The 24,807-nt window shown below is 70.8% G+C and carries 23 protein-coding genes; 10 read left to right on the forward strand and 13 right to left on the reverse strand.

Translation table 11 applies throughout. From position 1 onward, the window contains the following. Positions 1 to 158 precede the first annotated feature (158 nt). The 4 genes from ACFYWY_RS04590 to ACFYWY_RS04605 all read right to left on the reverse strand — a co-directional run bounded on the left by ACFYWY_RS04590 (position 159) and on the right by ACFYWY_RS04605 (position 3,174). The gene (locus ACFYWY_RS04590) at positions 159 to 1,025 is read right to left on the reverse strand and encodes an ABC transporter permease (protein ID WP_389179628.1); all 867 of its coding nucleotides are present in this window, start codon (positions 1,023 to 1,025) and stop codon (positions 159 to 161) included. Then, entirely contained in the window at positions 1,022 to 1,993 is a 972-nt protein-coding gene (locus tag ACFYWY_RS04595; protein ID WP_389179630.1) for an ATP-binding cassette domain-containing protein, read from the reverse strand. Before ACFYWY_RS04595 ends, ACFYWY_RS04590 begins: the two co-directional genes overlap by 4 nt. 119 nt (positions 1,994 to 2,112) lie before the next feature. Beyond that, positions 2,113 to 2,667, reverse strand: a complete 555-nt coding sequence (locus ACFYWY_RS04600; RefSeq protein ID WP_389179634.1) for an NADPH-dependent FMN reductase — start codon at positions 2,665 to 2,667, stop codon at positions 2,113 to 2,115. A 132-nt stretch (positions 2,668 to 2,799) separates the two neighbouring features. Beyond that, complete coding sequence (locus tag ACFYWY_RS04605; RefSeq protein WP_389179637.1) at positions 2,800 to 3,174, reverse strand: hypothetical protein; 375 nt, start codon at positions 3,172 to 3,174, stop codon at positions 2,800 to 2,802. A gap of 177 nt (positions 3,175 to 3,351) precedes the next feature. Between ACFYWY_RS04605 and ACFYWY_RS04610 the strand changes: the two genes are divergently transcribed. After that, positions 3,352 to 4,260: a hypothetical protein gene (locus ACFYWY_RS04610; RefSeq protein ID WP_389179640.1), complete on the forward strand. Its 909-nt coding sequence runs from the start codon at positions 3,352 to 3,354 to the stop codon at positions 4,258 to 4,260. Here the strand turns inward: ACFYWY_RS04610 and ACFYWY_RS04615 are convergent. Continuing rightward, entirely contained in the window at positions 4,229 to 5,038 is an 810-nt protein-coding gene (locus tag ACFYWY_RS04615; RefSeq protein WP_389179643.1) for an MBL fold metallo-hydrolase, read from the reverse strand. The genes ACFYWY_RS04610 and ACFYWY_RS04615 overlap by 32 nt on opposite strands. A gap of 12 nt (positions 5,039 to 5,050) precedes the next feature. After that, positions 5,051 to 5,329 (reverse strand): hypothetical protein, encoded by a 279-nt coding sequence (locus ACFYWY_RS04620; RefSeq protein WP_389179645.1) that lies wholly within the window; start codon positions 5,327 to 5,329, stop codon positions 5,051 to 5,053. Positions 5,330 to 5,465: 136 nt separating this feature from the next. On the opposite strand from ACFYWY_RS04620, the gene ACFYWY_RS04625 reads away from it, so the two are divergent. The 5 genes from ACFYWY_RS04625 (at position 5,466) to ACFYWY_RS04645 (ending at position 10,738) form a co-directional block, all read left to right on the forward strand. Continuing rightward, positions 5,466 to 6,299 carry a TetR/AcrR family transcriptional regulator C-terminal domain-containing protein gene (locus tag ACFYWY_RS04625; protein ID WP_389179648.1) on the forward strand — a complete coding sequence of 278 codons (834 nt, stop codon included), beginning with the start codon at positions 5,466 to 5,468 and terminating at the stop codon, positions 6,297 to 6,299. Positions 6,300 to 6,346: 47 nt separating this feature from the next. Continuing rightward, the gene (locus ACFYWY_RS04630; protein ID WP_389179651.1) at positions 6,347 to 7,366 is read left to right on the forward strand and encodes an endonuclease/exonuclease/phosphatase family protein; all 1,020 of its coding nucleotides are present in this window, start codon (positions 6,347 to 6,349) and stop codon (positions 7,364 to 7,366) included. A 69-nt stretch (positions 7,367 to 7,435) separates the two neighbouring features. Beyond that, entirely contained in the window at positions 7,436 to 8,380 is a 945-nt protein-coding gene (locus ACFYWY_RS04635) for an NADP-dependent oxidoreductase (protein WP_389179654.1), read from the forward strand. A gap of 63 nt (positions 8,381 to 8,443) precedes the next feature. Next, the gene (locus ACFYWY_RS04640) at positions 8,444 to 8,689 is read left to right on the forward strand and encodes a DUF2630 family protein (RefSeq protein WP_389179657.1); all 246 of its coding nucleotides are present in this window, start codon (positions 8,444 to 8,446) and stop codon (positions 8,687 to 8,689) included. A gap of 66 nt (positions 8,690 to 8,755) precedes the next feature. Beyond that, positions 8,756 to 10,738, forward strand: coding sequence for an FUSC family protein (locus tag ACFYWY_RS04645; protein ID WP_389180650.1), 1,983 nt, complete (start codon positions 8,756 to 8,758; stop codon positions 10,736 to 10,738). Here ACFYWY_RS04645 and ACFYWY_RS04650 read toward each other — a convergent pair. Beyond that, on the reverse strand, positions 10,695 to 10,865 hold the full coding sequence (locus tag ACFYWY_RS04650; protein ID WP_389179660.1) for an FAD-dependent oxidoreductase: 171 nt from the start codon (positions 10,863 to 10,865) through the stop codon (positions 10,695 to 10,697). The two genes, ACFYWY_RS04645 and ACFYWY_RS04650, sit on opposite strands and share 44 nt — an antisense overlap. Positions 10,866 to 10,931: 66 nt before the next feature. Further along, positions 10,932 to 11,339, reverse strand: a complete 408-nt coding sequence (locus ACFYWY_RS04655; RefSeq protein ID WP_389179663.1) for an RNA-binding S4 domain-containing protein — start codon at positions 11,337 to 11,339, stop codon at positions 10,932 to 10,934. A gap of 246 nt (positions 11,340 to 11,585) precedes the next feature. Between ACFYWY_RS04655 and ACFYWY_RS04660 the strand changes: the two genes are divergently transcribed. After that, complete coding sequence (locus ACFYWY_RS04660) at positions 11,586 to 13,061, forward strand: APC family permease (protein ID WP_389179666.1); 1,476 nt, start codon at positions 11,586 to 11,588, stop codon at positions 13,059 to 13,061. A gap of 14 nt (positions 13,062 to 13,075) precedes the next feature. Continuing rightward, on the forward strand, positions 13,076 to 14,041 hold the full coding sequence (locus tag ACFYWY_RS04665; RefSeq protein WP_389179669.1) for a hypothetical protein: 966 nt from the start codon (positions 13,076 to 13,078) through the stop codon (positions 14,039 to 14,041). A gap of 54 nt (positions 14,042 to 14,095) precedes the next feature. Here the strand turns inward: ACFYWY_RS04665 and ACFYWY_RS04670 are convergent, their stop codons facing one another. Beyond that, positions 14,096 to 16,162, reverse strand: a complete 2,067-nt coding sequence (locus ACFYWY_RS04670) for a PhoX family protein (protein WP_389179671.1) — start codon at positions 16,160 to 16,162, stop codon at positions 14,096 to 14,098. Positions 16,163 to 16,435: 273 nt separating this feature from the next. Between ACFYWY_RS04670 and ACFYWY_RS04675 the strand changes: the two genes are divergently transcribed. Beyond that, complete coding sequence (locus ACFYWY_RS04675; RefSeq protein WP_389179674.1) at positions 16,436 to 18,094, forward strand: VWA domain-containing protein; 1,659 nt, start codon at positions 16,436 to 16,438, stop codon at positions 18,092 to 18,094. 16 nt (positions 18,095 to 18,110) lie between these two features. Here ACFYWY_RS04675 and ACFYWY_RS04680 read toward each other — a convergent pair whose 3' ends face one another. Together ACFYWY_RS04680 and ACFYWY_RS04685 are read right to left on the reverse strand one after the other, a co-directional pair. Further along, positions 18,111 to 19,238 carry a sensor histidine kinase gene (locus ACFYWY_RS04680; RefSeq protein WP_389179677.1) on the reverse strand — a complete coding sequence of 376 codons (1,128 nt, stop codon included), beginning with the start codon at positions 19,236 to 19,238 and terminating at the stop codon, positions 18,111 to 18,113. Next, positions 19,235 to 19,888, reverse strand: coding sequence for a response regulator transcription factor (locus ACFYWY_RS04685; RefSeq protein WP_389180653.1), 654 nt, complete (start codon positions 19,886 to 19,888; stop codon positions 19,235 to 19,237). Before ACFYWY_RS04685 ends, ACFYWY_RS04680 begins: the two co-directional genes overlap by 4 nt. A gap of 152 nt (positions 19,889 to 20,040) precedes the next feature. Here ACFYWY_RS04685 and metG point away from each other — a divergent pair, with 152 nt between their 5' ends. Then, a complete protein-coding gene (metG, locus tag ACFYWY_RS04690; RefSeq protein ID WP_389179680.1) occupies positions 20,041 to 21,654 on the forward strand; it encodes a methionine--tRNA ligase in 1,614 nt (537 codons plus the stop codon). An 84-nt stretch (positions 21,655 to 21,738) separates the two neighbouring features. On the opposite strand, the gene ACFYWY_RS04695 is transcribed toward metG, so the two are convergent. Next, positions 21,739 to 22,509 carry a L,D-transpeptidase family protein gene (locus ACFYWY_RS04695; protein WP_389179683.1) on the reverse strand — a complete coding sequence of 257 codons (771 nt, stop codon included), beginning with the start codon at positions 22,507 to 22,509 and terminating at the stop codon, positions 21,739 to 21,741. A gap of 459 nt (positions 22,510 to 22,968) precedes the next feature. Next, entirely contained in the window at positions 22,969 to 24,750 is a 1,782-nt protein-coding gene (gene aspS, locus ACFYWY_RS04700) for an aspartate--tRNA ligase (RefSeq protein WP_389179686.1), read from the reverse strand. Positions 24,751 to 24,807 lie beyond the last annotated feature (57 nt).

Raw genomic sequence — 24,807 nt, forward strand, 5'->3', positions numbered from 1 at the left:
CGGGGCGGTGGGGGGGGGGGGGCGGGGGCCCGGGGGCGGCCGCGCCCCCCCCCCGGGGGGGGGGGGGGGGGGGGGGGGGGGGGGGGGGGGGGGGGGGGGGCCCCCCCCCCCCCCCCGACGCCACGCGCAACCGGCCCCACCGAGGCCACGCGCACGCCTCACTTGCGGTTGTAGAGCCGCATCGTCACCGAGCCGAAGACCAGCACCAGCAGCCCGGCCCATCCGAGCGACCAGGCGATGTCGGCCGTCGGCCAGTTGCCCTCCATCAACTCCCTCACCGCTGTGGCGACATGGGTCACCGGGCTGTTGTTGACGAAGGCCTGCAGCCAGCCCGGCATGGTCTTCGGGTCGACGAAGACATTGCTCAGGAAGGTCAGCGGGAAGATCACCATCATGCTGACGCCCATCACCGACTTCTCGGTGCGCAGCAGCAGGCCGAACATCGTCCAGACCCACGAGAAGGAGAACGAGAAGACCATCAGCAGCGCGACTCCGAGGACCACGCCCAGCGGCCCGCCGTGCGGTCGGTACCCGATGATCATGCCGACGGCCAGCATCACCACGGAGGCGAGGAAGTAGCGGACCACATCGCCGAGCAGATAGCCCACCATCGGCGCCGGCCGCCAGATCGGCAGCGTGCGGAACCGGTCGAAGACGCCCTTGGTGATGTCGGTGTTGACCGCGACGCCCGTGTACATCGTGATCATCACGACGCTCATGGTGAGGATGCCGGGGAGCAGGAACTGGATGTACGCCGAGACCGAGCCGGCCAGCGCCCCTCCGAAGAGGTACGTGTACATCAGCACCATCATGATCGGGAACGCCGTCACGTCGAAGAGCTGTTCCGGCACATGCTTGATCTTGAGCATGGCCCGCCAGCCGAAGGTGAAGGACGCGGAGAGCGCGCTGGGCCGCGGTGGGCGGTCCTTGCTCACCAGCAGCGCTGCGAGATCCTCCGCCTTGGGCGCTTCGAGGACGAGATCGTCGATGTCCTTGGTGGACTTGGTGGTGGTCGCGGTGCTCATGCCGCAGTCCCCTTCTTGTCGGTCAGGGCGAGGAAGACCTCGTCCAGGCTGGGCTGGCCCAGCGCGAAGTTGTCCACGGTGATTCCGGCGCGGGCCAGTTCGGCCAGCGCCCGCCCGGCCTGCTCGGCCGCGCCCTGCTCGGTGCCATGGCCGTTGACCCGGGCGGTGAGCGCGACCGGATCGGGGTCCAGCTGCACCTCGGCGCCGAGCACCGCCCCGAGCACCTTTTCCGCCTCCGGCCGCTGGCCGGGATCGCGCAGCCGCAGATGGACGGCGCCGGACCCGACGGAGGCCTTCAGCTCGCCCTTGGTGCCCTCCGCGATCACCTTGCCGTGGTCGATCACGGCGATACGGGACGCGAGATGGTCGGCCTCGTCCAGATACTGCGTGGTCAGCAGCACCGTCGTGCCCTGCGCGACGACCGCGCGCACGATGTCCCAGACCTGGTTGCGGCTGCGCGGGTCGAGGCCGGTGGTGGGCTCGTCCAGGAAGAGCAGATCCGGGGTGTTGAGGATGGACGCGGCGATGTCGATTCGGCGACGCATGCCGCCCGAGTAGTTCTTCACCTGCTTCTCGGCCGCCTCGGAGAGGCCGAAGGCGTCCAGCAGCTGCGCGCCACGCTCCCGCGCGGCCGGCTTGGAGTGGCCGAGCAGCCGGCCGAGCAGCACCAGGTTCTCGGCGCCGGTGAGATCCTCGTCCACCGAGGCGTACTGACCGGTGAGGCTGACCCTGCCGCGGACGGCGTCGGCGTCCTTCTGCACGTCCTTGCCGAATACCCGGGCCTCGCCGCCGTCCGGCCGCAGCAGGGTGGCGAGCATCCGTACCGTGGTGGTCTTTCCGGCGCCGTTCGGGCCGAGGACGCCGTAGACCGTGCCCGCGGGCACGCTGAGATCGACGCCGTCGACGGCCCGGTTGTCACCGAAGACTTTCACCAGGCCCGTGGTCTCGATTGCCAGATCTGTACTCATCGTCAGTTCCTTCTGATCCTTCTGGGAGCTCTGCCGGACGGTGTAGGGGGTTGACTCGGGTCGTCGGGTGAAGTCATCGGCGGGGCCCCGGGTTCCTTGAAGCTCCAGGGCCAAGAGCGCTAGGAGACGTACGGGCGGGCGGCGCGGGCCTCCCGAAGCGCCAAGCCCCACCAGCCGAGCTGATCGAGCATCAGCTCGGCTGCGCGGTCCCGGTCCTGGGACGCCTCGTCGAGGAGGTTGATGCTCACGCCATTGCGCAGGGTCACGGTGTGCAGCTCGGTGAAGACCGAGCGCAGCTGCTCGACGGCGTACAGCCCGCGGGAGCCGTGGCCGTAACTGACGAAGGCGACCGGCTTGGTCCGCCACTCGTCGTAGGCGTAGTCGATGGCCTGCTTGAGGGAGGCGGGGAAGGAGCGATTGTACTCAGGGGTGACGACCACGAAGGCGTCGGCGCGGCCGACCTCCGTGACGAACTCCCGCATCTGGACGGTGGCCCGGTCAGGGTAGCGGGCCGGAAAGTCGAAGTCGGCGAGGTCGACGACCGCGAGCTCCATCCCGTCCCGCTCGGCGGCCAGCTCGGTGAACCAGCGGCCGACCTTCTCGCCGACGCGCCCCTCGCGCGTACTGCCGATGATGACCGTGACACGCAGTGGCGGTATGTCCTGGTCCCCCATGGGACGCCTCCCTTCCGCCGGTCTGTGGCCCTCACCCAGAAGGCGCGAGACGGCGGCGCGCGGCCGCCAGATCAGATCTGGCGGCCGCGCGAGGAGGCGTCCGGCAGCGCTATTCCCTGGTGTGGAAGACCGCTATTCCCTGGTGTGGAAGACGTAGAACGCACAGACGAGCATCGCCCCGCCCAGGACCAGCCCCATCACTGACGACTTGAGCACGCTCGCCCCGGTCTGGCTGAACAGATAGCCCATGGCCCCGCCGAACAGCGTTGCGTACGCGGCGGCCCGGACCTCGTGGGACAGTGACTGCTGGATCCGGCCCAGCCCGAAGGCGAGGGCCGCGACGATGACGCCGCAGACGACGCCGAAGAGGACGTCGCCCCAGTTGACGTCCCGGCCGGTGCGGCGCAGGAACCCCGCGTAGAAGCCGTAGGCCACGCCCAGGGTGACGGGCAGCGCCCAGGCGCGAGAACGGTAGTGCCGTACGCGTACCGCTGCGTGTGCGGCCATGGCGGAGAGCTCCTTCCCTCGCCCCCCGTTTCTTCCCTCCCCCGAATTGCCCCGCGTCCCCTTTTCAGGGCACACCAGCACCCGCCGCCCGGCAAGTCGGAACACCGCCCCTTCAGGGCACGCCCGGTCGGCGGAACACCGGTCGCGTCCGGCCCGCGGCCCACGTTCCCTGGAGGAGTGCGGAGCTTCCTCTCAGCGGTGTCGGCGGTGCTGATCGTCCTCGTGGCCATCCTGACGCCGCTCAGCGCGCTCGCCGTCTGGGCCGACCGGGAGATCGGCGACACGGACCGCTACGTCGCCGCGATGGCGCCCCTCGCGTCGGACCCGGCGGTGCAGAACGCGGTCGCCGTACGGATCACCAACGAGGTCGTCCAGAAGATCGACGTCGGTCCTTTCCATGAGGGCGCGCGGGACCTGCTGTACGAGGCCGTGATCTCCTTCTTTGGCACCGACTCCTACAAGACCGCCTGGAACACGGTCAACCGGGCCGCCCACACCGCGGTCGAGCAGGCGTTGACCAGCGACAGCGGCGATGCGGTCAGCATCGATCTGGCACCCGTGATCGAGCAGGTGAAACAGCAGCTCAGCGCGGACGTGCTGCAGTTGGCGGAGCAGATTCCGGTCGGGCGGACCCGGATCACGATCCTGGATTCCGACAGGCTCGGCGTCGCACGCGAGATCTTCGACGGCCTGCGGATCGCGGGGGTGTGGCTGCCGTTCGCGACCCTGCTGCTGGCGGCGGCCGCGGTGCTCCTGGCCGTCCGCGCCCGCCGCGCCGCCCGCGCTCTTGTCGGGCTCGGCATCGCCCTCGCCGCGGGCGGTGCGCTGCTCCGCATCGCGGTCACGCTCGGCCGCGGCCTCGCCCTCGACGACCTGCCCCCGGACGTGGACCGCCCGGCGGCGAGAGCGGTGTACGACGCCCTGACGGCGACGCTGCACACGACGGCCTGGTGGGTGCTGGGGGCGGGCCTTGCCCTGGCGGCGGTCGCGTGGCCGGCGCAGCGGCGGGGGCGGCCCGAGCGGGGGAGCTCCGCTCCCGCACCCCGCCCCGACGTCACCGCAGAGGACCGACCGTTTCTTCGCTGAACTGGGCGAACTCGTGGGTGTCGTGCGACGAGAAGATCCGGATCAGCCTCGGGTCCGCCCGGCGCAGTTCCCGCAGTCGTTCCAGCTGCGTCAGACGCTCGCCGTGGTTGTCCGCCGCCATGCGCTGGTGGAGCGCCAGCGAGCGGGGGCAGCGGGGCCGGCGCAGGTCCATTTCGCCGTGGAAGAAGTACGCGTCGCCCGCGTGCAGCAGCCAGCGGTCGGGCTGTTGGACCGCCACCCCGCAGTGACCGCGGGTGTGGCCCGGCAGCGGGACCAGCAGGATGTCGGGGAAGCGCAGGACCCGGGCCGCGGCGAAGCCGTGCCAGTCGGAGTCCGCCGTGTCGTGGACGACCCAGCGCGGGCCGTGCGCCCACTGCGCGATGACATAGCGACTGGCGTCGAGGCGGGTGTCGCGGCGCATCGCCGCGCGGTACTCGTCGGCCATCACATGGACCCGCGCGTCCGGGAAGTCGGCCAGACCGCCCGCGTGGTCCAGGTCGAGGTGGGTCAGCACGATGTCCTGGACGTCGTACGGGTCATAACCCAGCGCCCGGATCTGATGGGCGGCCGTCCAGGACAGATCCAGCGTCGGCCGCATGGTCCGCCGGAAGAACGCCCCCAGCCGACGCGGGTCCCGGACGTCCGCGGTGCCCAGGCCCGTGTCGATGAGGACGAGGCCGCTGCCCGTGACCACCAGAAGGCAGTGGGCGACCAGGGGGGCGCCGCCGAGCGGGTGCATCGGGGCGCAGTCGAGATGGTGAACGGTGGGCACAGACATACCTGACTCCGCTTACGCGGGGATGGGGACGGGGAGGGACGGCGCGAGGCCGAGCTGGGCGAGGGTGGTCGCGGTGTCGAAGCAGACACGTCCGCCGACCAGTTGCTCTTCCTCGAAGAGGAGGAGCGCGAGCATCCGGCCGGCGACCTCGGCGGGTCCGTCGAAGAACTGACCTGGGGCGACGATTTCGTACGGGGGGTGGCCGAAGTCCTTGAGGGCGCCGCCGGACTCGTACCGGTTCTCCCTCGCCAGGTGCTCGAGGGCGAGAGCCTCGCGCGCTTCCTTCGTCATCGTCCGGGCCCTCCAGGCCAGTAAGTTCCATACTTACGCCGTAAGTAGGCGAAGTACGGGACCGAGGGAAGCACCTACGCTGTAAGCCGTCAAGGAGTACGACGGGAGTCCGCGAAACCCACTCAGGAGCACCCCGATGTCTGACGGAAGATCCCGTCAACACCCCACGGAGCGCAGCACATCGGCCCACAAGCCGGCCTCCTGCGAACCGTCGCCGAGCAAGCCGTCATCGAGCGAGCCGCCGCCGGGCGAGCCGGTATCGCGCGAGCCGGTATCGCGCGAGCCGGTATCGCGCGAGCCGCTGTCCCGCGAGCGGATCATCGAGGCCGCGCTCACGATCATCGACGACGAGGGCGTGGACGCGCTCTCCATGCGCCGCCTCGCCGCCACCCTCGGCGTCCAGGCGATGTCGCTCTACAACCATGTGGACGGCAAGGCGGACGTCCTCGACGGGATCACGGAGTTCATCACCACGGGCATGCAGCTGCCCAGGCGCACCGACGGCGGCTGGGAGGACGGCATCCGCTCGGTCGCGTACGGGTTCCGGCAGTCGTCGCTGCGTCACCCACGCGCCTGCGAACTGGTCCTCACCCGCCAGCTCTCCTCCCGCCACGCACTCCCGACCATCAACTGCTCCCTCGCCGTCCTGCTCGACCATGGCTTCGACGAGGCCGCCGCCGTGCATGCCCTGCGGCTGCTCATCGCCTTCCAGGTCGGCTCCCTGATACGGGAGTTCCACTCGCCCAGCTTCAAGGGGGAGGACGAGTCGGCGGTACGGGAGCGCACAGCGCGTCTGGAGAGCTCGGGGTTCCCGGCGGTGGCGAAGCTCGCGCCGATGCTCGCGGTGATCGACCACGACGCGGAGTTCACCTTCGGCGTGGAGCTGCTGATCGACGCGCTGCGAACGTACGCTCCGTCTGACGCAACAGACCGGCCGGGAATGACGTCCTCATCACCGACGGACATCTGACAGACATCCAGCGACATCCAGTGATATCCCGCGGCTCGGAGGCCGGTATGGACAGCGCCATCTCGACGGCGGCCCCGGCAGCCCCGCAGGACGCCCCCTTCCGCCCCTCCGGCGGCCGCCGCGCCGCCGCCTGGCTGGCCGGCCTGCTGCTCATAGCGCCCAGCGTGGTCGTGGCCTGCCGCGTCGCGGACACCGACGGCATCACGCCCGTCCCCCAGCTGCTCGCGTTCCTGCCCTGGCTGCTGCTGCCCGCCGGGACCGCCCTGCTCCTGGCCCTCCTCGCGCGGTGGCGCACCGGCATGGTCTGGGCCCTCGCCGTGCTCGCCGTCACCGGGTGGTTCGTCAGGCCGTACGACACCGGGCTCACCGATGATCCGCCCGGCCCGGTCGTCGCCCGCCTCGAAGTGCTCACATCGAACGTCGAGTTCGGCAACGCCACCAAGGGACTGCTGGCCACCATCCGCCGCGAGCAGCCCGATCTGGTCTTCGTCCAGGAATGCGACCACACCTGCTCGGACGCGCTCGCGGCGGAGATCTCCCGCGGCGACTACCCGTACCGCAACATCGTCGAGGGCTACTCCGCCTCCGGCTCGGCCATCCTCAGCAAGCACCCGCTGCGCCCCGCCCCGGGGATCGACGCGACGCTCGCGATGCCGGGCTCGGTCGCCATGGTCGGCGACCGCCCGGTGAATCTGCAGCTCGCGCACCCCCTGCCGCCCATCCCCAGCGGGGTGGACGACTGGCAGCGGGAGCTCGGCCTGGTGCGTACGTACGCCGCCGGAACGAAGGGGCGGCCGACCGTCCTCGCCGGAGACTTCAACGCCAGCCAGGACCACGCCGCCTTCCGCCGGCTGCTCGACGCGGGCGATCTGCGCGACAGCGCCACCCTCGCGGGCGCGGCCCGTACCCCGTCCTGGCCCGCCATGGCCCGCCGGCCGCTGGGCGCCCAGATCGACCATGTGCTGATCAGCGAGGACTTCTCGGTGCGCGGGGCACGCTTCCTGGATCTGACGGACACCGACCACCGGTCTCTGCTGGTCGAACTGGAACTGCACGACGTGCGCTGACCGCCCGCCCGGGTGAGAGTGGGTCGAGGTGGCCAGAGCAGGGGGGCCGTCCAGCAGGAGGCATTGCGGATGCGCGCTGTCGCGGTCAGGGCGTTCAGGGCGGAGCCCGAGCTGATCGAGGTCCCCAAACCGGAACCCGGCGAGGGCGAGGTGCTGGTGAAGGTCGAGTACGCGGCGCTCAACCCGTTCGACTGGCGGGCCGCCGAAGGACTGCTCGAAGGTCGGGTCCCGCATGTGTTTCCGCTGGTCATGGGCTCGGACTTCGCGGGCAAGGTGGATGTGGTCGGCCCCGGCGAGAACCGCTTCCGGGTGGGCGACGCGGTCTTCGGCCAGGCGGGCCGGCCGCCGGTCGGCACCGGCACATACGCCGAGTACGTGACGATGCCGCAGGACGGGGCGATCGCGTTCGTGCCCAACGGGCTGCCGCTGAAGACGGCGGCCCTGCTGCCCACGGCCGGGATGAGCGCCGCGCAGCTCCTGGACGCGGCGGGCGTACACGCCGGGCAGTCGCTGCTGGTCATCGGCGCGGCCGGCGGCGTCGGCAGCTATCTGACCCAACTGGGGGCCGACCGCGGCAACCACGTCCTGGCGGCGGTGCGCGGCGACGAAGAGCACCGGATGTCCGCGCTCGGGGCGGCCGTCACCCTCGACACCACGACGTGCGATCTGTCCTCCGCGGTACGGGACGCCTGCCCTGACGGCGTCGACGCCCTGGTCGACCTGGTCTCGCCCGATTCGGACTCCTTCACCGCGAACGCCGCCCTCGTGCGGCCCGGCGGCCGCGCCCTCACCACTCGCTCCGTGGCGGACCCGGCGCGGCTCCCCGCCGGGGTCGAGGGCGTCGACTTCCATCTCAAAGCCTCGTCCGCCCTGCTGGACACCCTGGCCGCGGCGGCCGGGGACGGCTCCCTCCATGCCCCGGTGGACGCGGAATACCCGCTGGAGAAGGCGCCGGACGCACTCGCGCAGAACCGCGCGGGCGGGGCACGCGGCAAGACGGTCTTCGTACTCTGAATTCGTGCGCCGCGTTCGTACGCTGGGTTGGTACACCGCGTTCGTACTCCGAGAGCAGGTGTCATGGACAACGATCAGATACTCGGCAGCATCAACGATCTCGTCGCAGAGGAACGCGCCCTGCGGGAGCGGTCCTCCCAATTGCACGGCCTCGGCTCCGACGAACTCGCGCGGCTGCGCTCCCTCGAGGTCCAGCTCGACCAGTGCTGGGACCTGCTGCGCCGCAGACGCGCCAAGGCGGAGTTCGGAGAGGACCCGGACACGGCGAGGGTGCAGCCCGCCGACGAAGTGGAGGGCTACCTCGGCTGACCGTCCCGCCCTGCCACCTTGCAGGGGAGTTGCGCCGGAGGGCGGCTTCGAGGTCTTTTGATGACCATGGGCGACGACATGGGCGGGGCTTCCTCCGGATCAGGGACACGAGCGGGACGGCTGTCCCCGCCCGAGTGGCTGCTCAAGGGCCTGCGGCCGCAGGCCGCGCCCGTCCCCTGGGCGGCCTGCGCCCGCGCCGCCGTCGCGCTCGCCGCTCCACTCGCGGTCGGCCTCGCCGCCGGGCAGCCCCAGTACGGGGCGCTCGTGTCGATGGGCGCGCTGTCGGGCGTCATCGGCGACACCGCCGACGCGTACCGCATGCGGATATTCAATATCGCGGTCCCACAGCTCTTCGGCGCGGTCGGCGTCACGCTCGGCACGCTCGTGTACGGGGATGGCTGGACCGCGGTCGCCGCGCTGACCCTCGTCGCGCTGGTCTCCGGGATGATCTCGTCGATCGGCGCGGTGGCCTCCGTGGGCGGGCTGCTGCTCCTGCTCAACGCGGTGGTGGGCGCGGGGCTGCCGATGCCGGGGCCGTGGTGGAAGGCGCCGCTGCTGCTCACGCTCGGCGGGCTGTTCGTCCTCGTGCTGACGCTGCTGGCCTGGCCGTTGCGCGGCCGGATGCCGGAGCGGACCGCGGTCGCCGAGACGTACCGCAGTGTCGCCGATCTGCTGGCGGCCGCGGGCACGACGGCGTACGACGAGAAACGCCAGGCCGTCACGGAGTCCCTCAACACCTCCTACGACCTGATCCTCGCCCGGCGGGCCCGCGACCACGGGCGGCGCAGCCCGCTCGTACGGCTGCTCTCGCAGCTCAACGTGCTCATCCCGCTCGTCGAGGCGGCCGCGGCCGCGCATCTGCACGGGCGGGCCTCGCGACGGCCCGAAATCGCCGCGGCCGTACGGGACTTGGCGGACACGGTCGACCGGGGCGGCCGCGGCGACGCGCCCGACCTGGTGCTGCCGGAGCCGGAGGGCCCCGCCGACCGCGCCATGGAAAGCGCGCTGCGGCACGCCGTCGTCGTCGTGCACAAGGCCGACCCCGACCCCTACAACGTCGACGACCGGCTCGGCCGGCCCGCGGCACTGCGCATCAGGGCCCGGCGCGCGGCCCGCAGCGTGCTGCTCTCCGAATCCTCCTGGCGCTACGGGCTGCGGCTAGCACTCTGCATCGGTCTCGCGCAGTCGCTGGTGTCGCTGGTGCCGGTGTCGCGCTCGTACTGGGTCGCGCTCACCGTCACCTTCGTCCTCAAGCCGGACTTCGGCTCGGTCTTCTCCCGCGCGGTACTGCGGGCGCTGGGCACGGCGGCGGGGCTGGTCGTCGCGGCGGCGGTGCTCGCGCAGGTGCCGCGCGGCTGGTGGGACGTGCCGGTGATGATGCTCCTCGCGGCGCTCATCCCCGCGTTCTCCGCGAAGGGGTACGCCTTCCAGACGGCGGCGATCACCCCGGTGATCCTGCTGCTCTCCGACGTCCTCAGCCACCAGGGCTTCGACCTGGTCCTGCCACGCCTGGTGGACAGCCTCATCGGCTGCGCGATCGTGCTGGTCGCGGGCTATCTGCTCTGGCCCGAGAGCTGGCACACCCGGATCGGCGACCGTCTGGCGACGGCGGTGGAGGACGCGGCGCGCTACGTGGCGTGCGCGTTCGGCGCCGAGGCGGAGGAGCAGGGGGAGCGGGTGCGCAGGCGGCGCCGGATCTACCGCGACCTGTCGTCGGTCCGGTCCGAGTTCCAGCGAGCCCTGACCGAACCACCGCCGACGGGGACGCGGGCGGCGGCGTGGTGGCCGCTGGTCGTGGCCGTCGAACGCATCGTGGACGCGACGACGGCGGCGAGGGTCCGGGTCGACCACGGGGCGGAGCCACCGACGCGGGCGGAGGTGGCGGCGGTCGAGCAGCAGCTGCACGAGCTGGCGGAGGGGCTGAGGGAGAGCGAGGTGCTGGTGGAGGTACGGGCGGAGCTGGAGGGGGACGAGGCGGGGGTGCTGGGGGCGCTGCGGCAGGAGGTCAAGGCAGCCCGGGCAATCGCGTCCCCGGGCCGCCCGGGGTGACCGGGGTGACCGGGGCCCGGGCCTCGAGCACCACCACCTCGCGGCCCGCCTGCGCCAGCTGCCGCGCGGCGGCCAGACCCGCGAAACCCGCACCTACCACGCACACGTCCGCATCCCGGCGTTCCATGGCTCACCTCCGGGGTGCAGCGTTCCCGCCCGCGGCCAGTCCCGCCCGGCGGACCGCACCACCCCGTCAGGTCCCGTCAGGTCCCGTCAGGTTCCCTCGCTGGAGGCGCTCCAGCTCTCGCCTGTCCCTCTTCGTCGGGCGGCCGGCGCCTCGTTCCCGGACCGCCACCGGGGCCGTGAACTCCCTCGGCGGAGGCGGCGGGCTGTTGTCCACGTAGCACTGGGCCGCCACCGGTGGGCCCACCCGCTTGCGGACGATCCTTGAGACGACCACCAGGCGCTCACGGCCCGCGTGGAACACCCGCACCTGGTCCCCCGCCCGCAGCGCGTGCGCCGGCTTGACCCGTTCGCCGTTCACGCGGACGTGTCCGGCCCGGCAGGCCGACGCCGCCTGCGAGCGGGTCTTTGTGAGCCGGACCGACCAGATCCATGCGTCGATCCGTACGGTCCCCTCGTCCGAAACCTCTGCAGCCATACACCGACTCTACGATCCGACCGCATCCGAGGCGCAAGGACGCGAGGACAACGGCCCACGGCGCCCCCTGCTCCCCGCTGGGCGCCCCCCGCCCCACCCCCTCACCCCGCCCGCGCGCATCCGACTACGATGCGCACGTTCTTCCTTTACGGAGGCCTTCACTCCGCGGCGGGCGTTCGTTTCTGAGATACCGGCACATGTCGTGTGGCACAAGGGCATTCAGCACCAGGTCGTTCGGAGAATCCCATGCGCAACAGCTCCGGCAGAGGGCTTCAGCCCAATGTCCTCGGCACGTTCGACACCATCGTGATGGCGATCGCGGGCAGCGCTCCCGCCTATTCCATCGCGGCCACCACCGCCGTACTCGTCGCATCCGTCGGCCTCGCCGGACCCGCCGCGCTGCTCTACTGCGCCATACCCATGCTCGGCATCGTCCTGGCCTACAGCAGACTCGGCCGGATCGACGTCAACGCGGGCGCCGGCTACTCCTGGGTGGGCCGCACCCTCCACCCGTTCCTCGGCTTTCTGTCCGGCTGGGCCCTCGTGGTCTCCGCGACGATCTTCATGGTGGCCGGCTCGCTCCCTGCCGGTGCGATGACGCTCGCGCTCTTCGACCCCGCGCTCGCCGAGAACACCTTCCTCGCGACGGCCGTCGGCGCCGCCTGGTTCCTGATGATGCTGCTCGTCGTACTCGGCGGCGCGCGGCTTACCGTCCGGGCACAACTCCTCATGTCCGGCGTCGAGCTGCTGATCCTGCTGTTCTTCATCCTCGCCGCGCTGCTGCACAACGGAGCCGCCGCCGCCTTCGACTGGTCCTGGTTCGGCTTCTCGCACTTCGACGGACCGGCAGGATTCGCCTCCGGCGCGCTGGTCGCCGCCTTCTACTACTGGGGCTGGGACGTCACCAGCAACCTCAGCGAGGAGACCCGCGACAGCCGCCGCACCGCCGGACTCGCCGCCCTCGTCGGCGTAGGCGTCGTCTTCCTCCTCTTCGAGGCCTTCACGATCGCGGTGAACGTGCTCCTGACCGCCGACGACATCAAGGCCGGCGGCGCCAACGTCCTCGGCCTGCTGGGCGATGCGATCTGGCCCGGCGTCGGCGGGAAACTGCTGGTCGTGGCGGTGCTGCTGTCCACCGTCGCCACGCTGGAGACCACCCTGATCCAGGTCACGCGGTCGCTGTTCGCGATGGGCAGGGACCGTACGATGCCCGCCGCGCTCGGCACCGTGCACCGCCGGTGGAACACCCCGTATGTAGCGGTCGCCGTCGTCGGCGCGGTGGCGCTCGCGATGTTCGTCGCCTCCACCGCGCTCGGCTCGGTAGGCGATGTGCTGTCCGCCGCGGTCGCCGCCATAGGCCTGCAGATCGCGTTCTACTACGGACTCGCGGGCATCGCTGCAGTCGTCGCGTACCGCAAAATGCTGCTGACATCCGTACGCGACTTCGTCCTCGGCGGCGTGTGGCCGCTGCTCGGGGCCGTGTTCATGTTCTGGATCTTCTTCGAGGCGCTGAGCGAGCTGAGCGCGGCCTCGATCGCGATCGGCATCGGCGGTCTCGCCGCCGGTCTGGTGCCGATGATCCGGTACTGGCGGCGCGGGAGTTCGTACTACCGTCCCGCCCGGCTGGATGCGACCCGCTCCGTCGCCGCCCAGGAGCAGTACGCCAACTCCGCCTCACAGCACACCGATTACGCCGACAAGTCGCTGGCCACGGACTTCTGAGGGAAGTGCCGCAGATGGCCGCCGCCCGCCGCCGTTTCGTACCGGACTTCGATCCCGCCCTCGGAGACCGGCCGCTCGCCGACGCCGTCCACGACATCGTCATCGGCCGCTGGCAGGGCGTACGGGATCTACTGCACGCCACCGGCGACGACTGGCCGCTGCGCACCCACCGGCTGCGGCTGCTCGCGCACGCGGCGGCGGGCTCGTCGGCGGTGGAGACCTGGCGGGCGGCGGAGCCCGACAACCCCGACGCGGCGGTGCTGCGGGCGGCGACGGAGGTCGTACGGGTCTTCCACCAGGCGATCGAGGCGGGCCGCGGGGTCGGGCTCGACGAGGCGCGGCTCGATGTGGCGGTGATGGCCTGCCTGAGCGCGGCGGACGCGCGGCCTGCCGACCCGATGCCGTGGGTGTCGCTGCTGACGGTGGCGCGGCTGTACGAGACGGGGATTCCGCGGCGCGAACTGCGCTCCTGGTTCGACGAGCTGCGCCGTCGCGACCCGTTCAACATCGAGGGTCATGTGCAGCTGCTGCGCTACTACTCGGCGCGCTGGCACGGCACGCACGGCAGGATGTACGACTTCGCCCGCGACGCGGCGGGCGCGGCGCCGCCCGGGTCACCGCTGCCGGTTCTGGTGCAGATCGCGCGGGTGGAGGAGTACCGCTATGCCACCGAGGGCGTACTGGGCCGGGCGCCGGTACGGGACTTCGGGAGGCACTGGCACCACGAGCTTGCGGTGACCGAGGTGCACCGCACCTGGGAACGCTGGATCGGCGGGCGGGTACAGGGCCCTGCCGTCCCGGAGGAGACCGGCGAGCTCAACTATCTGGCGCACGCGGCCTGTTACGCGGGGCTGAGCGAGGAGGCCCGGCTGCTGTTCGAGCTGCTGGGGACGCGCGCGGCGCGGGTGCCGTGGTCGTACACGGGCGACGCGACGGAGGAATTCACGAGGTGGCGCGCACACGTACGCGCCACCTCATGAAGCTTCGTGAGCTAGTGCTCGTACTGCTTGTACTGCTTGTACTGCTTATGCGTCTTAGACGCCGATGTCGCGGCCGTCCTTGCGCCAGACGGAGACGACCGACGGACGGACGATCTTGCCCGGTCCGTCCGGCCACGCGCTCGCGGGCTTCTCGACGGACGCGCCGTCGATCTCGCCCGGGTGCTGGACCGCGACGAGAACGCGGCGGTCCTGGATGATCGGGCCGCAGGTCTCTGCGCCGGCCGGGACGGTGAGGAACTGCTTGAGCTCACCGCGCCGCTCGCCCTGGGTCGCGACGCCGAACAGGCCGTCGTGGGAGCCGAGCTGGTTGCCGTCTGTGGAGATCCACAGGTTGCCGTACGGGTCGAAGGCGACGTTGTCCGGGCAGGAGATCGGGCTGACCTTGTCCTTCGGGAAGCCCGCGAAGTACGTCGACGGGTCGTTCGGGTCGCCCGCGACCAGGAAGAGCCGCCAGGCGAAGCCGTCGCCGGCCGGGTCGTCCCAGTTCTCGGCGAGCTCCAGGATCTGGCCGTGCTTGTTGAGGTTGCGCGGGTTGGCCTCGTCCGCAGCGGCCTTGCCGGGCTTGCCGCGGTCGGTGTTGTTGGTCAGCGCGACGTAGACGCGGCCGGTGCGCGGGGACGGCTCGACATCCTCGGGGCGGTCCATCTTGGTGGCGCCCACCTTGTCGCCGGCGAGGCGGGTGAAGATGTACACCTCTTCGGCGGACATGCCGGGGACGAACGACTTGTCGCCGCTGGCGAGCGGGATCCAGATGCCGCTGCCGTCGAACTCGCCGTCGTTCGGGAGCTTGCCGCTGCCGTCGATCTCGGTCGCCGGGCTGTCGCCGGTGAGCTTGGCGACGTAGAGCGTGCCCTCGTCGAGCAGCGTGCGGTTGTGCTCGCGGGCGGCCCGGCCGCCGCCCTTCTTCATCTGCTTCGACGAGACGAACTTGTAGAAGTAGTCGAAGCGCTCGTCGTCGCCCATGTAGACGACGGGACGGCCGTCGTCGGTCAGGCGGGGCTCCGCGGCCTCGTGCTTGAAGCGGCCGAGCGCGGTGCGCTTGCGCGGCGTGAAGTCCGGGTCGTACGGGTCGAGCTCGACGACCCAGCCGTGGCGGTGGACCTCGTTGGGCTCCTGCTTCAGGTCGAAGCGCTTGTCGAAGAGCTCCCACTTGCGCTCGGTCGCGCCGGTGCCGATGCCGTAGCGCTTGTCGGTCGCGCTGGAGCCGTTGGCGAAGTACTGGTTGAAGTTCTCCTCGCCGTGGAGCGTGGTGCCCCAGGGGGTGGTGCCGCCGGCGCAGTTGTTGAGCGTGCCGAGGACCTTGGTGCCGGTCGGGTCGACGCTCGTACGCAGCAGGGCGCTGCCCGCGGCCGGGCCGGTGACCTTGAACTCGCTGGTCGCGGTGAGGCGGCGGTTGAGCGGGTGGCGGCCCACCGGGGTGAGCTTGCCGCTGCGGTGCTCCTCCTGGACCACGACGACGGACAGGCCGTGTGCGGCCCAGGCGATCTCGACCTGCTCGCGGGTCGGCTTGGCCGCGTCGTAGCCGCGGAACATCAGGACTTCGTCCGTGTACTCGTGGTTGGCGACGAGGATCTGCCGCCCGTGCTCGCCGCGGAGGGGGAGCAGGGAGAGGAAGTCGTTGTTGTAACCGAACTGGCCCGCCTGCGCTTTGGCAGTCTGATTGTCGGGGTCGAAGGCGGGGGCGCCGCGCAGGATCGGGTCGCCCCACCGGATGACCACGTTCTGGGCGTAGCCGTCGGGGACGGTGACCTTGTCGTCCTTGTTGGGCGCGACGGCGGCGAAGCGGAGCCCGCGGGCTCCGTCGGTGCTGCCGGGCGTGTTTCCGTAACCGTCCGTGGTCGCGGGCGCGGCGACAGCCTGGTCGCCGCCCTGGCCGATGACGGCGGCGGAGCCGGCGGCAGCGGCGACGGTCACGACGGCGGCGGTGCGCATCATCGATCGTCTCGAGAGCGCTCCGGCTATGACGTCGCCGACGTACTCGTTGTCGCTGGTGTTGGGCACTTCGTGGAAGCAAGCGTCACCGCAGCGGTAACGGCAGGTCAGAGCGGAACGTCCGCCCGGGTGGGGGTTCGAGTTCAACAGCGGCAGCAGTTTGCGCACTTCGTCCTCCTACGGCGCAGCCTGCGCCGACATGGTGTCGGAAATATGTTCCGCCGCGACGTTAGGGGCGTACGTGTGCAATGCGGCGGCCGTGAAGTGAACGGGGGATGAATCCGGCGCGGACGGGGCGGGGTTGACAACGAGGGCATGCCCCTGCCGGGGTCAGGGCGGTGTGGCGGCTAACCTTACGTGTCCGCCCTGGCCAGGACACCCTGAGGACGCCAGGCCCAAGTGTGGACATTCACGCACTCACTCATGCGAAAGGCCTCGCCCATGGGCATTCGGAGCTTGCTGCGCAAGGTGTTCGGACGCGACCGTTCGGAGCTGGACGAGTCGACGGCAACCTCCGTCCCGCCCCAGACCGGACACACGGAGCCGCCCACAGCGACGGTCCCGGCTCCGTCTCCGGCGGAACGGGCGGCGGCGGACCTGGTCTCGGCGGCTTTCGACAACCCGGCCCCGAGGGCCGGGGGCGCGTCGGTCCCGGCACAGGTGTCGCCGGACAAGGTGTCGCCGAAGCCCACGGACGGGGGCGAGAAGGCCTCTGCGGCTCCCGCCGAGGCGGTTGCCGAGCCGGAGGCCACCGAGCCCCCGGCCGCCGCTGAGGCGAAGGGGGACGAGGAGACTGCGGCGCCCGCCGCGGCGGAGGTCGCGCCGGTCGCCGAGACCGAAGCGGAGACCGAGGCGCCTGCCGGTGCCGCGGCGGACGCGGAGGCCCCCGCCGAGACGAACGCCGCTCCGGCGAAGCCGGCCAACGAGGCGGACGCGCCCGCGACTGCCGAGACGGCACCGAAGACAACGGCCGAGGAGACCGAGCCCGCCACCGTGGCGGAGGCCGACGCCGCCGAGACCAGCAAGGCGCCCGAGCCGAAGGCTGTTCCGGCGAAGCCGAAGCGCAGGGCTGCGAAGGCCCCTGCGGCACCCGCCGAGTCGGCTGCCGAGCCGAAGGCCGACGCACCCGCCGCCGAGCCGCAGACCGACTCCACGCCCGAACCCGTCGCCGCAGCGGTCGTCCAGGCCGAGCCGGAGACCGAAGTCCCAGCCGCCGAAGCCGAGGAGAGCGCCCCGGCTCCCGCCGCCGAGGCGGAGCCGAAGGCGGACGCACCCGCCGCCCAGCCGCAGGCCGACACCGCACCCGAACCCATCGCCGCAGCGGTCGTCGTCGAGGTCGAGCCGGAGGACGACACACCCGCCGTCGAGCCGCAGGCCGACACCGCACCCGAACCCGTCGCCGCAGCGGTCGTTGAGGTCGAGCCGAAGGCCGACGCAGACGCAGACGCCGTCGCCGACGTCCCGCCCCACCTCGCCCCCCACTACGCCGCCGCCGGCGCCGCCCTCGGCAAGCGTGGGCTCACCGGGGCCCGCGCCCGGGTCTACCTCGTGCTCGACCGGTCCGGGTCCATGCGGGCGTACTACAAGGACGGCAGCGCCCAGCACCTCGGCGAGCAGGCCCTCGCGCTCGCCGCGCATCTGGACGACGACGCCACCGTCAACGTCGTCTTCTTCTCCACGGAGATCGACGGCACCGGCGAGCTCACCCTCCCCGCCCACCAGGGACGGATCGACGAGCTCCACAACTCCTTCGGCCGCATGGGGCGTACGAACTACCACCTCGCGGTCGAAGAGGTCCTCGCCCTGCATGCCAAGACCGACGCCGACGCGCCCGCGTTCGTGATCTTCCAGACCGACGGTGCGCCCGAGTCCAAGACCGCCGCCACCGCCGCGCTCGCCGCGGCCGCCGCCAAGTCGGCACGCGTCTTCTGGCAGTTCGTGGCGTTCGGCGAGCACGACGCGAAGGCCTTCGACTACCTCCGCAAGCTCACCGCCGACAACGCGACAGGCAACACCGGCTTCTTCCACGCCGGGCCCACACCGCGCGAGGTCGCCGACGCCGATCTGTACGAAGGGCTTCTCGCCCACTGGCAGAGCTAGGCAGAGCTGGGCAGAGCTAAGTCACCCGGCAAGTCACCGGCAGCGACACGGTGACGGCCAGTCCGCCCTCAGGGCCGGGCTCGGCCGTCACCGTGCCGCCGTGGGCGTCGGCGATCGAGCGGACGATCGACAGACCCAGCCCCGCCCCGGGACCCATCCGGTCCCGCCCCTCCCCCCGCCTGAACGGCTCGAACAGAGCCGGCACATCCTCCGCCGCCACGACCGGCCCGGTGTTCCGCACCGTCAGGACCCCGTCCGCACAGACCGCGTCCACCGTCCCGTCCGGCACGTTGTACGCCACCGCGTTCGCGACCAGGTTCCCCACCAGCTGGGCCAGCAGCAGCCGGTTCCCCCGCACCACCCCGGCCGCGCCGGAGCCACCCCCGACCGACGCCTTCACCTCGTACCTCGCGGCCTCCTCCGCCACGACCTCCCCCAGGTCGACGTCCTCCCGCTCGGAGAGCCCCCGCTCGCTGCGCGCCAGCACCAGCAGTCCCTCGATGAGCCGCTCGCTGCGCCGGTTGTTGTCGAGCAACACCGTTTTCGTACGGGCCAGTTCCTCCGCAGAAGCCGACTCGTCGAGCCCCACCTGGATCGCCGTACGCTGCGTCGCCAGCGGCGTACGAAGCTCGTGCGACGCGTTCGCAATGAACCGCCGCTGGCTGTCGAACGCCTTCTCCAGCCGCGCCAGCAGCGCGTCCAGCGTGTCCCCGAGCTCCTTCAGCTCGTCGTCGGGTCCACTCGCGCCGATCCTCTCGTGCAGCGTCCGCTCCGACAGCCGCCGCGCCTTCGCCGTCATCGCGTGCACCGGCCGCAGCACCCGCCCCGCCGTCCACCACCCCACCACGACCGCGCACAGCGCCGTCCCCAGCAGGGCGAATGACGACCAGATCAGCATCTGCTGCCCCGCCGCGTCCCTGACGCTGTCGGTCAGCTGGACGACCGTGACGCCGCGCACGTCCGTCACCGGCAGCGCGGGAACGGCGCGCCGTCTTATCGCCGTGACCTCGTCCTCCGTACCGGCGCGGGAGAGCAGATTGACGATCCCCAGCAGCACACCGCCGAGCACCAGAAAGACCCCGCCGTAGACGAGCGCGATCCGCGTCCGGATCGTCGACCCGGCCCCCAGGTATGGACGGCTCACAGCGCGTACCCCACACCCTGCACCGTACGGATCAGCGCCGGCTCGCCCAGCTTGCCCCGCAGCTTGCTCATGCAGACCCTCACCGCGCCCGTGAACGGATCCGTGTGCGCGTCCCACGCCCGCTCCAGCAGCTCCTCCGCCGAGACCGTCGCCCCGTCCGCCTCCAGCAGGATCTGCAGCACGGAGAACTCCTTCGGCGACAGATCCAGATCTCGCCCGTCCCGCTCGGCCGTCCGCCGCACCGTGTCGAGCCGCACCCCGTGCCGCTCCAGCAGCGGCGGCACCGTCCTGGCGCGGCGCCGGCGCAGCGCCCGCACCCGGGAGACCAGCTCGGGGAACTCGAAGGGCTTGCCCAGATAGTCGTCGGCGCCCAGGTCGAGGCCCTCCACCCGGTCCTCCATGGACGCGGACGCGGTCAGCATCAGGATCCGCGTGCGGGACGAGGACGAGACCAGCTCGCGTGCCACGTCGTCGCCGTGGACCCGCGGCAGATCGCGGTCGAGGACGACGACGTCGTAGTCGTGCAGCCCCAGATACGCGAGTGCGGCATCCCCGCTGTACACGGTGTCGACGGCGAATCCGGCCCGCCGCAGCCCGGTCGCGACCAGCTCGGCCAGGACTTCCTCGTCCTCGGCGACCAGTACCCGCATATTGCCGTCCCCCTGCTCCCGCTCCCCACGCACCCGCCGCGCCCGCCTCTCCGCCCAGGATGCGCCTTTCTACGGGACGAGATGTTTCGCAGACCTCTCCGCCCCCTTTAACCGGGTGAGTGGACCTTCCGCGGGCCGTTAGGATTTCGACCATGGCGGCCACTGGATCCGAGAAGCAGGGGGCGAAGGCGTACTACGTCTCGACCCCCATTTACTACGTCAACGACGCTCCTCACCTGGGCCACGCCTACACGACCGTCGCAGGCGACGTGCTCACACGCTGGCACCGTCAGCGTGGCGAGAAGGTGTGGTACCTCACCGGCACGGACGAGCACGGTCAGAAGATCATGCGCACTGCCGAGGCGAACGGCGTCAGCCCGCAGGAGTGGTGCGACAAACTCGTGGAGGAGGCCTGGAAGCCCCTCTGGGAGCACCTGAACATCGCGAACGACGACTTCATCCGTACGACGGAGAAGCGGCACACGGACCGTGTGCAGGAGTTCGTGCAGGACCTGTACGACAAGGACGAGATCTACAAGGGCGGGTACGAAGGCCCGTACTGCGTGGGCTGCGAGGAGTACAAAATCCCCGCCGATCTGCTCGACGGCGAGGGCGAGTACGCCGGGCAGAAGCTCTGCCCGATCCACAAGAAGCCGGTGGAGATCCTCAAGGAGGAGAACTACTTCTTCAAGCTCAGCGAGTACGGCCCGAAGCTGCTGGAGTTCTACGAGGCCAACCCCGGCTTCATCCAGCCCGAGTCGGCCCGCAACGAGGTCGTGAACTTCGTCAAGCAGGGCCTGCAGGACCTGTCGATCTCGCGCTCGACGTTCGACTGGGGCGTCCCGGTGCCGTGGGACCCCAAGCACGTCATCTACGTCTGGATCGACGCGCTGCTCAACTACGCGACGGCGGTCGGCTACAACGAGAACCCGGCGAAGTTCGAAGCGACCTTCCCCGCCGATGTGCACCTGGTCGGCAAGGACATCCTGCGCTTCCACGCGATCATCTGGCCCGCGATGCTGATGGCGAACGGCCTGCCGGTGCCGGGTCGCGTCGCCGCGAACGGCTGGCTCATGGTCGGCGGCGAGAAGATGTCGAAGTCGAACCTGACGGGCATCAAGCCGCAGGACCTGACCTCGCACTTCGGCGTGGACGCGTACCGCTGGTACTTCCTGCGCGCGATCTCGTTCGGCCAGGACGGCTCGTTCTCCTGGGAGGACTTCACCGCCCGGTACACCAGCGAGCTCGCCAACGACTACGGCAACCTCGCGTCCCGTGTCGCGGCGATGGTCGGCAAGTACTTCGGCGGCGCGCTGCCGGAGGCGACGGCGTCCGGCGAGGCGGAGAAGACGGTCCAGGCCGGACTCGCGAAGGCGGTTGCAGAGGCCGACCGGAAGATCGGCGAGGAGCTGGACTTTCAGGGCGGCATCTTGGCGGTCTTCGACTTCGTGAAGCAGGTCAACGGCTACATCACGGAGCAGGAGCCGTGGAAGGTCGCCAAGGACGAATCGGACGAGGGCCAGGCCCGTCTCGCGACGATCCTGTACACGGCGGCCGAGTCGCTGCGGGCGGTCGCGGTGCTGCTGAATCCGGTCATGCCCGAGACCTCGCAGGCCCTGTGGGACTCGCTCGGCGCGGAGGCTTCGCTGGGCGCCCTCGGTGACCAGCCGGTCCAGGACGCGGGCGAGTGGGGCAAGCTCCCGGCGGGCGTGACGGTGACGAAGGGTGCGGTGCTGTTCCCGCGCCTGGAGGAGAAGCCGGCGTAGTCAGGCGTACGAGTGGCCAGCCGCGTAAGAAGGGGCTCCGGACCTGGTCCGGGGCCCTTTTTACGCCTGACAGCTTCTTACGTGTCAGCGTCCCAGCGCCGCCGCGTCGCCCATCACCACCACCGGCCGCTTCGCCGGGTCCAGCCACCGCAGCAGGTCCTTCATCCGGGCGAGCGGCAGTGAGACGCAGCCCTGTGTGGGCCCCCCGTGGTCGACGTGGATCCAGATACCGCCGCCCTTCTCCGCGCCGAGCGGGCGGGTCCAGTCCAGCGGCGTGTTCCCCGGCTCGCGGTTGTAGTTGATGGCCACGACATGGTCGAAGGACCCCTCGAGCGGCTCCCCCTCGAAGCCGGTGCCGGGCGCGTCGAAGGCGGGCTCCTGGTCGTACGGGAGCTTTGTGCCGGGGTCGGGCAGCTTGCCGCCCGCGTCCGTGAGGCCGAAGACCCCGATCGGCGAGCGATTGTCGGCGACGCGGTGGTCGTCGGTCCAGCCGAGCAGGGCGTTGCGCGCCGGCCACGGGCCAAAGACGTGCTTCCAGCCCCGGACGGGATCGCGCTCGTAGAGCAGGGCGACGGACTGGTTGGAGTTGGGGTGGTTGCCGACCACCATGACCGCCTGCCGGTTGGACGCGGTGATCTTGGCGCGGGTCTTTGGCCCGAGCGAGGGGATCTCCTGCGCCAGGACGCTCTGCGCCTCTGCGCCGAGCTGCCCGGCAGCACCCGACCTGGCCGCGGCGCTCGCGGGTCTCTTCACAGCCGGGGGCGCAGCATCGCCGGTATCGCCCGCGCAGCCAGTGAGCAGCAGACCAGCGACGGCCAGTGCGACCACCTGGAACGGTCCTGTGCGGAGAGACATGTGCGGGCCTTTCGTTCGACAGCTGGGTGTGCTGCTTCTTCGGCGTCGGAGCCGACGTCGGGGGCGGGCCCGGGGTGACCTCGGCTCCTGCGGCATCGAATACGACATGTACGATCATCTGCCGCGTTTCGGTCACAACGCGTGAGGCGTCGCCGGAGACACAGAGGCTGGCGAAGATCAGTCGGTCAGGAGCGGAGTACTCAGCTGAGTACGGAGCGACCGGGACTCCGCCGATCAGCGCTGCGTACTCCTTGCTGCCGCGGATCTTCCGGCAGGCGGACGAGAGGGAGCTCGACTCCCACCGGACCGGCGGGCTCGCCGAAGCCGGCCTTCGGGGGCGGGGAGCCAGGGCACGCAAGAAGGGCCCCGGAACCGCAGTTCCGGGGCCTTCTACGAAGGGATGCGTGTCAACGCCGAGGGGCCCCGGACCTTCCGGTCCGGGGCCCCTCGGCCTACGTACTACTTCGCGGGCTTGTCCTTGTCCGCGACCGGCTTGCGGAGCGCGATGTTCAGCTCGCGCAGCCGCGCCTCGTCCAGCTCGGTGGGCGCGCCCATCATCAGGTCCTGCGCGTTGCCGTTGAGCGGGAAGGCGATCGTCTCGCGGATGTTCGGCTCCTCGGCCAGCAGCATCACGATGCGGTCGACGCCCGGCGCGATGCCGCCGTGCGGCGGGGCGCCGTACTGGAAGGCGCGCAGCATGCCGGAGAACTCGTGCTCGACGGTCTCCTTCGAGTAGCCCGCGATCCCGAACGCCTTGAACATGATCTCGGGCTCGTGGTTCCGGATCGCGCCGGAGGACAGCTCGACGCCGTTGCAGACGATGTCGTACTGCCAGCCCAGAATGTCCAGCGGGTCCTGGGTCTCAAGGGCCTCGAGGCCGCCCTGAGGCATCGAGAACGGGTTGTGCGAGAAGTCGATCCTGCCGGTCTCCTCGTCCTTCTCGTACATCGGGAAGTCGACGATCCAGCAGAACCGGAACACGCCCTCCTCGAAGTGGCCGGCGCGCTTGGCGGCCTCGACGCGGACCGCGCCCATGATCTTGGAGACCTCGTCGAAATCGCCGGCGCCGAAGAAGATCGCGTGGCCGGGCGCGAGGGAGAGCCGCTCGGTGAGGACCTTGACGTTCTCCTCGGTGAGGAACTTCGCGATCGGGCCGGTGAGCGAACCGTCCTCGCCGACGCGCACCCAGGCCAGGCCCCTCGCGCCGTGCTCGACGGCGAAGTCACCGAGGCCGTCGAAGAACTTCCGCGACTGGGAGGCCGTGTCCGGCACCGGCAGCGCGCGTACGTGCTTTCCGGCGAAGGCCTTGAACTCCGAGCCCTCGAAGACGTCCGTGATGTCGACGAGCTCCAACTGGGCCCGCAGGTCCGGCTTGTCGTTGCCGTACTTGAGCATCGCCTCGCGGAACGGGATCCGCGGGAACGGCGAGGTGACGTGCCGGCCGCCGCCGAACTCCTCGAAGAGCTCGGTCATCAGCTTCTCGATCGGCTGGAAGACGTCCTCCTGCTCGACGAAGCTCATCTCGACGTCGAGCTGGTAGAACTCGCCCGGCGAGCGGTCGGCGCGGGCGTCCTCGTCGCGGAAGCAGGGCGCGATCTGGAAGTAGCGGTCGAAGCCGGAGATCATCAGCAGCTGCTTGAACTGCTGCGGGGCCTGCGGCAGCGCATAGAACTTGCCGGGGTTCAGCCGGGAGGGGACCACGAAGTCGCGCGCGCCCTCGGGCGAGGTCGCGGTGAGGATCGGGGTCGCCATCTCGTTGAAGCCCAGCGCGGTCATCTTGTGCCGGATGGCGGAGATGACGGCCGTACGCAGCATGATGTTGCGGTGCATGCGCTCGCGGCGCAGGTCGAGGAAGCGGTATTCCAGACGCCGCTCCTCGTTCACGCCGTCGTCGGCGTTGATGGTGAAGGGCAGCGGCGCGGCCGCGCCGAGCACCTCGACCTCGGAGACCTCCACCTCGATCTCGCCGGTGGGCAGATCGGTGTTCACGTTCTCGGCGCCGCGCGAGACGACCTTGCCGTCGACGCGGACGACCGACTCCTTGCTGACCTTGTCGAGAGTCTCGTAGGCAGGGGTGCCGGGGCGGGCGACGAGCTGCGTGATGCCGTGGTGGTCGCGCAGATCGATGAAGAGGATGCCGCCCAGGTCTCGGCGATTGTGCAGCCAGCCGCTCAGCCGGACGTCGGCTCCGACGTCAGAGGCGCGGAGCACGCCGCAGGTGTGGGACCTGTACCGATGCATCGTCGTTCATCCAGTCTTAGCGAAATAGAGAGGGGTGGGCCCGTCAAGGGTACCGGC

Source organism: Streptomyces sp. NPDC002870, from assembly GCF_042888505.1.
Lineage (GTDB): Bacteria > Actinomycetota > Actinomycetes > Streptomycetales > Streptomycetaceae > Streptomyces.

Bases quoted from the DNA above. Each gene is read 5' to 3' on its own strand.
- ACFYWY_RS04590 (WP_389179628.1), bottom strand. From the start codon at position 1,025: ATGAGCACCGCGACCACCACCAAGTCCACCAAGGACATCGACGATCTC.
- ACFYWY_RS04595 (WP_389179630.1), bottom strand. From the start codon at position 1,993: ATGAGTACAGATCTGGCAATCGAGACCACGGGCCTGGTGAAAGTCTTC.
- ACFYWY_RS04600 (WP_389179634.1), bottom strand. From the start codon at position 2,667: ATGGGGGACCAGGACATACCGCCACTGCGTGTCACGGTCATCATCGGC.
- ACFYWY_RS04605 (WP_389179637.1), bottom strand. From the start codon at position 3,174: ATGGCCGCACACGCAGCGGTACGCGTACGGCACTACCGTTCTCGCGCC.
- ACFYWY_RS04615 (WP_389179643.1), bottom strand. From the start codon at position 5,038: ATGTCTGTGCCCACCGTTCACCATCTCGACTGCGCCCCGATGCACCCG.
- ACFYWY_RS04620 (WP_389179645.1), bottom strand. From the start codon at position 5,329: ATGACGAAGGAAGCGCGCGAGGCTCTCGCCCTCGAGCACCTGGCGAGG.
- ACFYWY_RS04625 (WP_389179648.1), top strand. From the start codon at position 5,466: ATGTCTGACGGAAGATCCCGTCAACACCCCACGGAGCGCAGCACATCG.
- ACFYWY_RS04630 (WP_389179651.1), top strand. From the start codon at position 6,347: ATGGACAGCGCCATCTCGACGGCGGCCCCGGCAGCCCCGCAGGACGCC.
- ACFYWY_RS04635 (WP_389179654.1), top strand. From the start codon at position 7,436: ATGCGCGCTGTCGCGGTCAGGGCGTTCAGGGCGGAGCCCGAGCTGATC.
- ACFYWY_RS04640 (WP_389179657.1), top strand. From the start codon at position 8,444: ATGGACAACGATCAGATACTCGGCAGCATCAACGATCTCGTCGCAGAG.
- ACFYWY_RS04645 (WP_389180650.1), top strand. From the start codon at position 8,756: ATGGGCGACGACATGGGCGGGGCTTCCTCCGGATCAGGGACACGAGCG.
- ACFYWY_RS04650 (WP_389179660.1), bottom strand. From the start codon at position 10,865: ATGGAACGCCGGGATGCGGACGTGTGCGTGGTAGGTGCGGGTTTCGCG.
- ACFYWY_RS04655 (WP_389179663.1), bottom strand. From the start codon at position 11,339: ATGGCTGCAGAGGTTTCGGACGAGGGGACCGTACGGATCGACGCATGG.
- ACFYWY_RS04660 (WP_389179666.1), top strand. From the start codon at position 11,586: ATGCGCAACAGCTCCGGCAGAGGGCTTCAGCCCAATGTCCTCGGCACG.
- ACFYWY_RS04665 (WP_389179669.1), top strand. From the start codon at position 13,076: ATGGCCGCCGCCCGCCGCCGTTTCGTACCGGACTTCGATCCCGCCCTC.
- ACFYWY_RS04675 (WP_389179674.1), top strand. From the start codon at position 16,436: ATGGGCATTCGGAGCTTGCTGCGCAAGGTGTTCGGACGCGACCGTTCG.
- ACFYWY_RS04685 (WP_389180653.1), bottom strand. From the start codon at position 19,888: ATGCGGGTACTGGTCGCCGAGGACGAGGAAGTCCTGGCCGAGCTGGTC.
- metG (WP_389179680.1), top strand. From the start codon at position 20,041: ATGGCGGCCACTGGATCCGAGAAGCAGGGGGCGAAGGCGTACTACGTC.
- ACFYWY_RS04695 (WP_389179683.1), bottom strand. From the start codon at position 22,509: ATGTCTCTCCGCACAGGACCGTTCCAGGTGGTCGCACTGGCCGTCGCT.
- aspS (WP_389179686.1), bottom strand. From the start codon at position 24,750: ATGCATCGGTACAGGTCCCACACCTGCGGCGTGCTCCGCGCCTCTGAC.